Source organism: Stenotrophomonas sp. 86428_Sma, assembly GCF_056481585.1.
In genome coordinates this window covers 1185772-1198905 of record NZ_CM151156.1, presented here as the reverse complement: position 1 = coordinate 1198905, position 13134 = coordinate 1185772, and the positions used below count along the sequence as shown (strand labels likewise).

Sequence of the window (13134 nt, the reverse complement as noted above, 5' to 3'; positions counted from 1 at the left end):
CAGATTTGAGGACAAGTTCGATAGCGCTTCCCGTCACCCTTTCTATGCACTGCTCATTCCGCGTGACGGATGCCGCATATCCTTTATGATTGATCACATATGGCACCATCGATCAGCGAGGGCATTGGTAGATGACAAAGAAGAAACTCACCCCTCGCCTGCCTCTACAGGGCACTCAAGTAACGAGCACCATTGCCACTGGCGGTGGTGGCGGCGTCTTTCAGGCCCGGGTTGGTGCGCTCTACTTAGCCAACATGCTTACGGGCATACCAACAGCCTTCTGCCTGCATGGCATCCGGGTTTCGGAGCTGCGCTTTGAAGCTCGCTATAAAGGTGCCCACACCGACGACATATACTGCCGGCTCAGCAGCTCGGCAGAGGGTTGGCTACAGCTAATCCAGTGCAAGCGCGGCCTCAACGCCACGGCTGGCAACAAGGACTTTATCGATGGGCTGCAGGGCGCTTGGCGTGATTTCCTCGGCATCGAGAAAAGCCCCTTTGATCGCTCCTGTGATGTCTTGGTTCTTGCGGCAGCGTCCCCGGCGACGTCCGCAAACCAGGCAGCAAAGCGTCTTTGTGAACTTTCTCGTGCATCAACGGATCTAGCTGACTATCTACAGAAGCTAGATTCAAACACCTTCGGCAAGATCTACAAGGATGCCTGGGAAGCATTCAAAACGATTTCGAAGAGTACATTGACCATCCAGTATAGCGAGGAGCTTCTCTTTCAGCTGCTCCAGCGCCTTCGCATTGACATTCATGACCTTGGAACCGATTCCTCCCAGGAGCTCAGCCTCGTTCAGGCCCTGCTAACCTCCGGGCATCCAGGCGACTCAGGTGAGTTGATTTGGGATGGTCTTGTCTCCTATGTACAAGAGCAAGGTATTTCCGTCGGGACTATCACTTCGACGACGTGGCCTCACACCGCCAAGGAGGGACTTAGGGCAGCGGTGAGTCGCTTGTCCCCTCACCATGGATTGAGCAGTGTTCCTGATCGACTGACGCAACGAGCGCTGCTTCAGCTCGCTCTCATCTCGACAAGGCTACCCAATGGCAGGCACATTCCCCGAGGCGAATGCGTGGGTCGCGTGCTGTCAGCACTTGATGAAAGGCAGCTTGCCATCATTGTAGGTGGTCCAGGAGCTGGAAAGTCAGCCTTGGTGTCTGAGCTATCGTCTCTGCTTCGCGAGTCTGGCCAGTTGCTTTTCTTCAGGGCTGATGAACTGGACGCCCCTACCTTGGCAGCAGTTCAGTCTCTGCATGGACTGCAGGATCCAGTCCAGAGTGTTGACACTCTTCTACGAGCAGGCACCCCCACTATAATCATCGATTCTTTAGAGAAGGCACTCGAAGCACAGAATCCAGGCGCACTTGAAGAGCTTCTCGCACTTGTTCGCAAGAACAAGTCATCGCGGCTCTGCGTCACGACCCGAGCCTACGCTTTGAACGGCCTGTACACAAATTTCCTCTACAGCTTTTCTAGCCAAGTTGTGGACGTTCCATTGCTCACAGAAGCCGAGCTCTTCACTGCGATAGCCTCAAGCCCACTCGAGGCTGTCGCTGCCAACGACCAAGGCGTAAAGACGGTTCTGCTCACCCCCTACTACCTGCAGCTTGCTTTTAAGTACGTACTCAAGGGAGCGGCCCTTCCAAGTGCCTCCGGCAATGACCTTAGGAGGGCACTCTGGACAGAGCGGATTGCACCGACCAGGGGGTTGTCTTCTGCCCTCCGCGCACGACGCCAATCGACATTCGATCGAATTTGCTACCTACGCACCGAGCGCTTTTCACAGTTCGTCAATCCCCCTCCTGACGCAGAAGCTGTTGCATCGCTTTTGCAGGACGGCGTACTCGCAAGCGATGAAGCTTCTCGAGTAGCCCCTGCACACGATGTTCTAGAGGACTGGTCCCTGTTCTTTCAAGTAGAACGAGAGGTACTTTCTGCGGAGCGTGATTGGACCGCGCTATTCACCAAGCTTGGAGTACATGCAGGCATGCGTCGAGCACTGCGCTCTTGGACGGCGCAGCGATCCGCCGAGGGCGACGATAGGGCTTATGCGCTGCTGGAGGAAGCAATCCAACCCGAATCGGCTATAACACAGCTCTGGAGGGATGAGATTGTCATAGGACTCCTGCGATCTGAGCGGGTTGAGGAACTAGTGGCGAAGTTAGGAAGCGATGGCTTGTTCAACGGCACTGCTCTTCTTCAGCGTTTGAGCCACTTGCTGAGAGTTGCTTGCAAGGGACCGACCCCCGTCAACTACTCGCACCTGGGAGACGACGCCGCAAACAGAGAGATTCTCGCCAGAATCGGAATGGCTGCACCAGTAGGAAAAGCTTGGGACGTGATAGTGCGTCTGGTCGCTGAGGCATTCCCGTCTATGCCGCAGGAGGCCCACTCGTGGGTAGCTCAGCTAGCCGAGGACGCGGTTGCGCACGATGACGACTGGCAGAACCCGACCCCTCGGGTCAACGCCATATTTAGCATGGCTGAGCGCTACTGCCGGCAAGACAAAGAAACTTGGTACCGAGGTAACACTCTAGGGAAGCGATTCTACCAACTCCTGTGTCGTTGCTCTGGAGCCGCGCCTGCAAAGTTCAGGGCATTCATCGACGCCTTGGTGAAACAGGTCGCAGACGACCGAGCGGACCGTGACGCCTACGCAGAAGATCGCCTGGAATTCATTACCAACATACTGCACTCCCGGGAGCCTGCGTACTTCAACCCTGAATTGGTACGCGCTTCATTTTGGGCGCTGTACGTCGAAACTTTGCCTCAGAACAAACGGCAATTTGACATGAGCGGTTGGGAAGCAGCTATGGGACTCAGTCAGAGGGCAGCCCACTCGTTCTTTCCTCCGTCTGTACTGCAAGGACCCTTCCGGTGGCTTCTGCTTTTCTCTTTTCTCGAAAGCGTTCATTTTATTGTCGATCTCTGCAATCACGCAGCAGCGTCATTTGCCCAGACTCATCCGGAGGAAGTGATTATTCTCCCACCGGAGCAAAGTCCAAACGGACGGGCACACGTCCACGACTGGCGACTTTGGGCGGCCTATCGCGGACAGTCCGTCTCGAGCTATGTTCTAGACTGTGCATTGATGGCGCTGGAAGAGAGGCTACTGAATGCAGCGGCTGCGCACCCAGAAATCATCTCGGAAGTTCTTGAATTCATCTTGGAACGCGGAGAATCGAGCTTCACTACGGGACTAGTGGCAGGTGTCCTGATGGCACATCCGAGCCTAGCCTCGCAGAAGCTCCTGGCGCTATTCCGCTCCCCGCAGTTCTTCGCAGACGACATGGCGCGTTACGTGAGAGAAACGAGCACCCTGGCCATCCGCGGAGGGCACGATGGCTTAGATATCGAAAGGCAGAAAGAGCGTACCGCCAGCAACCGACTTCCGCACAGAATGCAGCACTTGGAGATGCTGGCGCTGAGGCTGCAACTTGAGCGCCCCGACCTTCGGGACGAGATCTTTGCGATCCTCGATAAGCACATTGAAGGCCTTAGCCATGCAACAGACGTCCCTAGCGGCTGGCGGATGGCAATCAAGCGCATGGACAGCAGGGGCATGAAGCTCGGCGAGCCAGTCGGCGATGGTCAGTCTGTGAAACTAGAGATCGCGGACCTAGAGCCAGAGTTGAAGCAAGTAAGCGACCAAGCGGAATTGAGAGGCCAACTTTTGAACCGCGCGTCCATGCTGCGCCTGTGGGCGGGAGCCGTGACCCAGCCAACCTTCGCATCATCACGAGGGGCAGCAAGTCGGTTTGCCTCCGCATCTGAGGCGTACGAAGAGTTTCAGCGCCTCCGTGAAGAGGCGAAGGGTGAGGAGGAGACCCTACTACTGGGACTGGAAGACGATCTCCCCTGTGCGTTGATTCTGCGCTGGCCGGCCGAGAACTCGGAAGGCCTACGGTGGGCAAAGGACTATCTTTTCGAAGTCACCTCGAAGTATCTGGACAGCGATAATTGGATCCGGCGCAACCCTGCGACGGGCGAGCTGAGGGCCAAGACGCTTGTCTTGCTGGCAAGTGCAGACCCAACACATCCCAAGCTTCCACGGTCACTCGCCAATATCATTACGGAGCCCGTCTGGTCTGTACGTCGTGCAGCAGCCGTTGCCATCTCAGAAGCTCTGCGCCCCAAACAACCTATTCTCGCCGATATTCTGACAACGGCGTTGGCGGAGTATGCCGAAGCAATCGAAATCGCCACTGGCGACGCAAGAAGGCGCGGGAATGGCTACATTGATGATGCACGACAAGCCATCAACAAGCGCTTGGTGGCGGCAATTGAGGCCGGGACGGCTGCAACCAGAGCGAGTCCAAAGCGACTGACCGCCGTTAAGGAATGGACCATAGCAATCGACGCATCCCTCAGCGAAGCTTCAGAAGCCTGGAGGATCCAGGCACTTACGACGCTTGCTCGTCAGATGGCCCACCAGGAAAGCAAGCTGCGCGCCGATCGTTACGCGCCGGACTATGTAGACTTTGAGGCGCGCAGGGAAGTGGGATCCCTTCTAGCCGCTGAGCTGCTAGCGCAGGACAACAACAACGCTCCTATCTTTGCGCTCCTCGAATACTGCATCGACCACGGACCGGAACTCAGTGAAAGGCTGCTGGAATCAACGCTTACGGAATGCATGAAGCGAGATTACGCTAACGCGGATGCGTTCTGGCGAGTCTGGGACAGAGCCGCAGCGAAGATTCTGCCCGACGAGTCATTGCGCACGAGCTCCCGGCGTGTCTATAGCAGGAATGAGAAGCTACTGGCTGTTCTGCTGTTTCAATCCGTGCCATGGCACACGAATTTTCATGACTTGCCGCTTCTGCGAAGCCGCCCGCGCTTCGTCGCCACCTGTCTGGTCGCTGCTGGGGACAGCCTGCACGCGCTTGACCGAATCCTTGCGCTGATGGCGGGTGTCGGTAGGGCAACGGCGGTACCCACCGCATTGGGCCAAATGAGAGACGCCATAGCGAAGGCGCCGGCAGCCCTGTTCGACGATGGTGACAGCCTTTGGCACGCCGAGACCATCTGCCAGACTGCGGTTCACGAACATCGCCAAGCGCTTCTTCAGGATGTAAACCTCAGGCTCGCCACTCTGGAGGTGCTTGACAGGCTTGTAGATTCCGGTTCGTCCCTGGCCTTTCAGTTGCGCGACTACCTAGCGACGTCGCCAATCGCTACACCGTCCACACCTCAGGTCTCAGGTAATTAGCTTGTCGAATTTCCACTGCAGCAACAGCAGACGCCACGCAGCGCCATGGACACCTGAAGAATCCTGCTATCTTAAATCGCCCCTCTCAGCCCTATGCTAGTTTGAATAAAATGGTCTATGCGAATCATTCTCCCCTGCCCAACATGTACTGAAGAGCTCATAGCAGATGGGGGCGGGATTCCTTCCGACGGCGTAGTCGTTGAAAGCAGAACAGCGCCTGTTCAGGACGATGGCATCTATCGCACCAAATGTCCGAATGACCATCCACTCCTCGTAGTTCTTGGAAACCTGCCATTTGAACTCCTGTTCGAGAGCGGGCTAGAGGCTCTCGTGGATGGCTACTTTCGTGAATCAATCAGCAGCTTCGCCTCAGCACTGGAGCGACTCTATGAATTCTCCATTCGGGTACAACTGACTTCTTGCTCAACTTCCAATGCGTCGATTGAGACGATGTGGAAATCAGTAGCCATGCAGTCTGAGCGCCAACTTGGCATGTACATAGCCTTGAGAACATCTCTGGATGGTAGCCCACCTCCACTTCTAGACCAGAAGCTCACTAAGCTTCGAAATGCGGTAATTCACAAGGGCTACTTCTCATCGAGTCAGGAGGCCGCTGAGTTCGGCAACGCAACGTATGAATTGATCATTCATGAAGCCGAGCGCCTGAACACTCGCTTCCCTAACGCGGTTAACATCACGAAAGAGGCACGCCGTGTGAAGGCGTTTAGCGCACTGCAGGAGGGGGATACGCCACAGTATCTTTGGCTGGGCTTAGCCGTGGCCACGCCAACAGAGCGGCCGTTCGCTGAAATCTTGCGAAATGCATCAATCGCCATGACAGGACGACGGACCGGCCAAGCGCCATGCGCGCCAGATTCTTCTTCGCTAGATTGCTAAGAGGCAGTCTGTTTAGCACTGCAGAACATGCAGGGGTACCGCACGCGCCGCCTTCATCAACCTCTGCCACGACGTAGATCCAAACAACGCACCAACTATCACCGCTGGTATCGGACGGAAGCTACCGGACTCATCTACACAGATGAACGTCCAATTCTCTCCCTGACGAACTATCTGCCGCTCGTAATCACGCACCAGATACCAGCCACTGAATGTAGCCATCATGCCCGCACTACCCATCGAAATCGGCTACGACATAGGCTATAGCAACGCCCGTCCATCCCCCCCCGTCTTGGGCCGAAGCTACCGTACTCATACACATAGACAAGTATGCAACTCTCCCTATGACGAGCTCTGTGCAACATGTGGTCACCCAGCTGGCTTCCAGGACATGCAGCCATACTGCCCGCAATTTATCCCTTCAGATGGGAATTCCGTCACGCAAGGCGCTGAATGCAGCCATCGTGCCCGCACTACCTACCGAAATCCTCAGATAAGATAGCGCGAATCTGATCCATTCATGGAGCAAACGCCGTTGAACTCGACTGATCAGGCGATTCTAATCGTTGGCCTATTCATCACCGCCTGCGCGGTATCGTTCACGCTCTGGGCGACATGGCTAGCTGCGCGAAAGCGCCTTAGGGCTAAGCGTCAGACGAAAAAAGTCAAGCATGGATAACGGTGTGCGCGCCTCCAACGCCACTCACGTCGTGCTCAGCATATCCATACGCACGTGTTGACCGCCATCAACCTTCCCTCTGCTTGCGCTGTCTAGAGCGCCCTCCGGATAGGCCGTTCGCACGATCCAATGAAGGTAGTGGTTGATCCAACTGAAGTAGATCAATCCGAACATTGTTGGCATAGGCGTTGTACTGCCAACGACGGAATTGGTCCAGCAACAGGTTGTTCGTTTCCTCGAGTCTGCGGACCTGAGCCTCCAGATCTGCAATGCGTCGGACTGCTCCCCTCAAAGTGAAGTCCCTGGGAAGTGCATCCTTTGTCTCCCTCAAGTCCCGTTGGCGTTGCTGGAAACGCTCTTTGATCGTGGGATAGAGGTACATCGTGTGCTTGGATACTGAGCCGACGCCCAACACCAACGCGACTCGCGCGCAGAACAACGGCCAGGTGAGCTTTCCCTCCCAGCGGTCAAGTTCACGCAGTATTTTTGGCAGAGCCGCCTTTGTCACTACAATCCTGGGCACTTATCCGTACTCCCGTGCGTTGTGATGTTGAGGGTGTCGACTGATTCTGAGGCGGGATGTTCAATCAACCCAAGATCCAGCAGCGCTCTACGAACTGGTGAGGGATCGTGCCCCTCCGGTATTCTAAGAATAGCCCCTGACGAAACCTCAGGATGCTCGAGCGCGAGCCTCATAGCCCTGACGTGTGCAAGCTTCCACTTGTGGCTATCGACCCAGCGATCGGCGCCGAAGTCGCCTTCAGAGTGCGCTCTCCTCGCGCGTGCGAGAAGTGTTTCGGTCTGCAGTTCCAGCAAGCGGATTCGCTCAAGCGTTACATGATCTCCCTTGATACAGACATGCTCCTTGCAGGTCATGCACTCTCTCTGCTTCTGGCAAGGTGCCATGGCGTAATCGTGGACACACATGCCGTAGAGGGTAGCCTTTGCAGTTCCAAGCCGATCAACACCAAGCTCCTGATAGGTGACCGGCGCACGTTGACTGAAGCGTTCCAACGGCGATATGTGGCGCAGGGACAGGAGCTCTCGCGCACCCGCCAGGCGCTCCTGTGGGCTGCGATGGTCGTAGTGCCTATTGTCTGAAACTCTCGCACGCCCTGCCCATTGAGCGAGAGTGAAATCGTCCATTCCTGCCCTTTCAGACATCGTACTGAGCCAATGTCGTAGCTGATGGGTAGTCAGCTTGATCGCACGCCCGCCCTCCCCCTTCAGCCCCCTTCGTTCGAACAACGACGGGCGGCCCGCTTTACCGAGGCGGCTATTGACTTCGTTGGCGTTGGGAAGCCGCCACGAGAACTGCTTGGCCTCGAACTCCATATGAAATTCATTGATCCTGTGCAAGCACAATGAATCCCAAGCCAGGACAGTTCGCTCGCCGTCAATGTACGGCCAGTACGCATCACTGCACTCGCGCAGGACGTGTTCGGCTAGATCCCGGTAGCTGGTCCTTCCTTGATTAACAAGAGCCTTCAACCTGCTGTCCAAGCGAACTTCATGCCATGCGCGGAGGCCGGCGCGTGGCTTATGCCTCGGGTACCGAACATTCACCGCGGCACAAAATTGCTCCGGAGTGAGGGGGGTCTCATCGACGCCTTTCGTCTCTCGCAGACAGCCCGAGTGATACATGAATTGCCCCGGATTCGCCGACGCGAACTTCGCTGCATCGCGTGCAGGTTGACCTATCTCAAGAAGACGCTTTACCGCCTCCTGAACCACCTCATGCATTACGGGTACAATCCATTTCTTCATCCCCCCTTTGCCCTTGGCCGCTCTCCAGCGTAGGTACATCTGGGACTGCCCGGCTTCATCCAACTCCCATTGCACACAGTCAACCGGCAACCGAAGCACCTCGGAGATCCTGCTAGGGGTGGCCATCAGAATGATGATCAGCGAGCTGAAGTAGCGACTCTCCACGTCGTCCGCCACCGCAAAGAGATCGGCAACTTGCAGCATGACCTGTGTGGAAGGAAGTTTCGATGCACGGTATGCCGCTCCGGCTTCGCCCACGCCCTCTGTCAGGATCGCCGGCTTCTTGAAGGGTGATTTCCAAGGCGGCAGGAATCGAACAAGCCTTTTTCCACGCAGAAAGTCGAAGATCAATTGAATGTGGCGACCAACCGAGTACTGAATCTGCTTGGTGCCGCAGAACTCAGCGCACTTGTTCGCGCACACGTCCATAACTGCAATGCCGAGAAGTCCAACATCCGCTCTCCCACAGGCCGCGAGCAATCCGGCCTCTACGCATCGGAGCGCCAGGATCATAAAGGACAGATTTCTGACGGGCCTTTGGCTCCATGAGTAACGAACATAAGCCTTGGCGAACTGCTTGAATGGCTCAGCCATGGGAGTGAAGCTGTAGGGATCGAGCGGCGCCGTCTTTGTCGCAAACACGACCGTCGTCGCCCCGTCCTGCCATCTATCATCTACCCAAGAGCCGTCACCTCCAAAAGAGGTGAGCTCCTCCCTCGTCAACCGGATGAACTCCATGAGATTCGCATCTGCGTCCTTCTCAGTGCGGGGCACGAACTGAACGATGTCACCCATGAGTACTCGCTCCCAGGAGGCTACTCCGTTGACCTTGCGGTTCTGCACATTGCCACACAGTGCTCAACCGCAAGTATCAGTTGATCATTCGCATTCACAACCGCATCGGCACATCCTGCAGCTCGAGTTCGGTCCTTCTCTGCGTAAAGATCAGCCAGAACTTCCTCGTGAGGCCCATCAACCCAAGGCTGAAAGTGACTACACGTATAGCAGGCGCGATACCCACTAGCACAGAACCCATAGTTGCCACAGGTTCCAACGGCATTCTGACGCTCGTTGGCTACACGACTCCTAGGATCACCGCCGCGGATCGCCTCCCTCTCCGATGCTACAAGCTTGCCCAGGCAGGCTTGCGCGAAAGGAGCCAGCTGGGCACCAACCAGCTCGTTGATCAGAACGGCCTCCTGCGCTGTGTTCTTGGTATAGATGCTGACGTTCTGAACATCAGAATGATCGAGAAGCTCTGCGATCACAAAGGCGCCAAACCCCTCACGACGCAGCTTTGTTCCCCGGGTGTGTCGGAAGCGAGTCGCGGACAGCCGAATGAACTCACCGGTCCGCTCTGAGCGAGCGGTCGACGCTCTCGCGCAGCGCTGCAAGGCCAATGAGAGGGAGGAGGTGCTTGCATGCAGCTGATCCGGCGCATCACCCATTAGAAGCTCTTTCATTTCATGAACGCTGCGCACCTGCATCAGGCGCCCTCGATTGATGAAGACTGGAAGTTCGTCCGCCAATTCTGGCTCGATGGCTTGCTCTACTATCTCGCTGGCCAAGGCGACGGAACGCTGGTGCAGCTGTTGAAGCACCAGGTAAAGGTCTTCGATGACAGCTAGCGTGCGAAACGCGCCGCGGAACTTGATCCCACGCTGCTTCGCACGAGGAATTCGAAGCCTGAAGGTCTCCACGCCTCTTGTGCTATCACGGATCAGGTCCCGACCTCGAAGTGCCGCGAGCTGGACAGGGCGTCTTGCCGTCATTGCCAACGCCAGTAAGTACGCGTAGTCCTCTAGAGAAATGTTCCGACGTGTAATTGCCAGATTTGCCCAGTCCAGCAGGGCCGCCATCTCGAGGTCGGTGTACGGCCCGCTATCGGGACAGCCGCTAGCAACCGCCGCCCCCTTCTCGTTGCCCTGAATCCGCCAGCCCTGCAGGAGATCGACGACCTCCGTGGAGACGCCATCAAACCCATAGTCATGCCATGCGAGCAAAAACCCCTTCAATCCACCGAGCTTCCATTGACTGTGGGTGCCCAAGATGGCCCTCCAGTTGATGAGATCGGCCACGGACACCTCCGACGCTCCCGTATCGCGGAGGTACCTCTTGAATCTATTCTCCATGTTGCGTGTATGAAGGGCTGAAGCTTCTTCAGCGTAACGAAGCAATGTGGCGCGGAAGCCAGATTCGACGGACGGGTCAATACTGTGCGGAAGTACCAGAGAGAGCTGGACGTCCTTGTTTAGCCGCCACTGGTTGCTGGATGGATCGAAAGGATAGCCGTCCTTTGACAATGCGCTGAGCGCGGCTTGCTTGACTCTTCCAAGAGGCCTTCGCTCAGTCTTCATCTTCTTCGGCCATGTCTTTATTGATCTTCCGCATCATCCCGGACTGCACCAGACGTGTGGCCTTTTCGCTGACTTCGCGGATATGGCGGCGGTTGTACGCCGCGCCAGATGCTCTATGTCGGTGACCATTGAGGAAAGCCCTTACATCTTGCTCTCTATGCTCGCTGATCGGTACAGCGTGGTCAGCCGTGACGTCCGATTTAATCTCTGCGTTGTGCTCATCAATGCTTCTGGACAGTTCATAGTTGAAATGGTGTCGGAACGCATGGGGATGGATCAGCTCAAAGTCCCTATCCACAGCCCGCATTCGACCGAAGATCTGGCTGTTGAGAGCAGAAATGGAGAGTGGCTGTCCCCAGCCAGCGCCCTTTCGATGCGAAATCAGAAGATACGGGTGCCGCCGCGCAGGACGGATGCCAGCGCGGACCTGCAGCATGTATCGGCTGAGCTGCTCAGCGAGCTCAGCCGGTAGCGGGAGAGGTCTTTCCTTGGTCTTAGCGACGGGCTGATAACATCGAGAATCGTGCTTGTCATCTTGGTTGCGCCTAACCCAAACAAGAGGCTCGTGGCCCAAGTCAAACTGATCCAGTCGAAGACTTAAGAGTTCTCCGCGTCGCATGCCGGTATGTCTTAACAGGCCGAAAATGATCGCGTTGCGGAGTCTGATATCCGGGTGCTTGAACGGATTTCTTGAATCACATTCAGATCCGACTGCCATGAAGTGATTCACGAGGTCGGTCGGAGGGGAGCGACGTTCTGGCTCTTCCTCAAAATGCTTCGTCAAACCGCGCGGACGATGCTTTCGGATGGCAGTCCCCATACGAGCGATTTCTTGTCCCATTTGGTGAGAACCGTTGTGCTGCGTGAGGACGCTTGCCGTGAATTCCAGATAGTCGGCAATCGTACTTAGACGATTGAAATGTTGTTGCGAGCCAATTGCGGCCCGAGCTCGGCTCGGGGCAACCCTCGCCTCCAGAAAGGCTAGGACACGGATACTTGACTTCTCTGTGCAGTGCCCATCGGATTTCCAGTTCCGCATATCAAGCTTGGCGAAATCGCGTAGCGAAACCACATCGGCGATGGTCAGAAAGCGTCCACACTGAAACTCCGAAATCAAATTGCGACAGTTCGCAACCTCCCATCGCAATAACACGATCAGATCGGCAAGCTTGTTGCGGATGGTGTTGACGGCCAAGCCAGCATTTCGCAGCTGCGAGGTCGCGTACAACGTGGGATAGAACAGCGGAAGGCCCGACTCGTCCTGGAGCATCGGAACTCGCTCGCCGTCTTGCATCACATGGACCGACAGCTTGGGGCTCATCCCTTGCTCGCCTGATTTCACGTATGTATGACTATAGCTCTTTTTTTTGCCGTCCCGAGAACGCGAAAAAAAAGGAGGAGCCCCATAGACAGGGCTCCTCCTTGGCTTATTTCAACTGTTAGTACTTAAGTGTTCTCTAGAACGGAATATCGTCGTCAGCGAAGTCATCCATCGGCGGCGCCTGCTGCGGCTGCGGACGCTGGTTGCCACCCTGGTTGCCGTAACCGCCGCCCTGATTGCCGCCCTGGTTGCCATAGCCACCGCCCTGGCCGCCGCGCTGGCCACCGCCACCGCCGCCGTACTCCTGGCGCGGCGCCTGCTGGCGCTGCGGACGGTCGCCGCCGTAGTTGCCACCGCCGCCGCCACCGCCGCCGTCACCACGGCCGCCCAGCATCTGCATTTCATCGGCAACGATGTCGGTGGAGTACTTCTCCACGCCGTCCTGGCCGGTGTACTTGTCGTAGCGCAGGCTGCCTTCGACGTAGACCGAGCTCCCCTTGCGCAGGTACTCGCCGGCGATCTCGCCGAGCTTGCCGAAGAACACCACGCGGTGCCATTCGGTACGTTCCTGCTGGTTGCCATCCTTGTCCTTGCGGACGCTGGTGGTGGCCAGGCTGATGCGGGTGATCGCCATGCCGCTCTGGGTGTACTTCACGTCCGGGTCGTTGCCGAGGTTGCCGACCAGGATGACTTTGTTGATGCCGCGCGCCATAGGTAAGTGATTCCATTGTCCGGGGGCTGGTGCCTGTCATAGCACACAGCCGGAGTTGCCGATACCCGGCCGCCCATGGGTGGGCACTGCCAGAAACCCGGCATTCTATCATCGAGCCCCGGCCCACCGGGCTTGCCTCTACTCCCCCGACCGCCAGCGTGGCGACCGGGGCGGACGTTCACCTC

Annotated in this window: 6 protein-coding genes; 2 read left to right on the top strand and 4 right to left on the bottom strand. The window is 56.7% G+C overall.

The window, feature by feature from the left end; translation table 11 throughout:
- The first annotated feature begins 131 nt into the window (after positions 1–131).
- Both ACZK3J_RS05390 and ACZK3J_RS05385 read left to right on the top strand, forming a co-directional pair.
- Positions 132–5216 (top strand): hypothetical protein, encoded by a 5085-nt coding sequence (locus ACZK3J_RS05390; RefSeq protein WP_478476507.1) that lies wholly within the window; start codon positions 132–134, stop codon positions 5214–5216.
- A gap of 117 nt (positions 5217–5333) precedes the next feature.
- Positions 5334–6113 (top strand): hypothetical protein, encoded by a 780-nt coding sequence (locus ACZK3J_RS05385; protein WP_478476505.1) that lies wholly within the window; start codon positions 5334–5336, stop codon positions 6111–6113.
- A gap of 1186 nt (positions 6114–7299) precedes the next feature.
- Here ACZK3J_RS05385 and ACZK3J_RS05380 read toward each other — a convergent pair.
- The 4 genes from ACZK3J_RS05380 to ACZK3J_RS05365 all read right to left on the bottom strand — a co-directional run bounded on the left by ACZK3J_RS05380 (position 7300) and on the right by ACZK3J_RS05365 (position 12949).
- On the bottom strand, positions 7300–9354 hold the full coding sequence (locus tag ACZK3J_RS05380) for a hypothetical protein (RefSeq protein WP_478476504.1): 2055 nt from the start codon (positions 9352–9354) through the stop codon (positions 7300–7302).
- A gap of 20 nt (positions 9355–9374) precedes the next feature.
- Entirely contained in the window at positions 9375–10916 is a 1542-nt protein-coding gene (locus ACZK3J_RS05375) for a site-specific integrase (protein WP_478476502.1), read from the bottom strand.
- A complete protein-coding gene (locus tag ACZK3J_RS05370; protein ID WP_478476501.1) occupies positions 10906–12237 on the bottom strand; it encodes a site-specific integrase in 1332 nt (443 codons plus the stop codon). The genes ACZK3J_RS05375 and ACZK3J_RS05370 overlap by 11 nt, the downstream gene beginning before the upstream one ends.
- A gap of 136 nt (positions 12238–12373) precedes the next feature.
- Entirely contained in the window at positions 12374–12949 is a 576-nt protein-coding gene (locus tag ACZK3J_RS05365; RefSeq protein ID WP_149908858.1) for a single-stranded DNA-binding protein, read from the bottom strand.
- Positions 12950–13134: the final 185 nt, after the last annotated feature.

Bases quoted from the DNA above. Each gene is read 5' to 3' on its own strand.
- ACZK3J_RS05380 (WP_478476504.1), bottom strand. From the start codon at position 9,354: ATGGGTGACATCGTTCAGTTCGTGCCCCGCACTGAGAAGGACGCAGAT.
- ACZK3J_RS05385 (WP_478476505.1), top strand. From the start codon at position 5,334: ATGCGAATCATTCTCCCCTGCCCAACATGTACTGAAGAGCTCATAGCA.
- ACZK3J_RS05375 (WP_478476502.1), bottom strand. From the start codon at position 10,916: ATGAAGACTGAGCGAAGGCCTCTTGGAAGAGTCAAGCAAGCCGCGCTC.
- ACZK3J_RS05370 (WP_478476501.1), bottom strand. From the start codon at position 12,237: ATGAGCCCCAAGCTGTCGGTCCATGTGATGCAAGACGGCGAGCGAGTT.
- ACZK3J_RS05390 (WP_478476507.1), top strand. From the start codon at position 132: ATGACAAAGAAGAAACTCACCCCTCGCCTGCCTCTACAGGGCACTCAA.
- ACZK3J_RS05365 (WP_149908858.1), bottom strand. From the start codon at position 12,949: ATGGCGCGCGGCATCAACAAAGTCATCCTGGTCGGCAACCTCGGCAAC.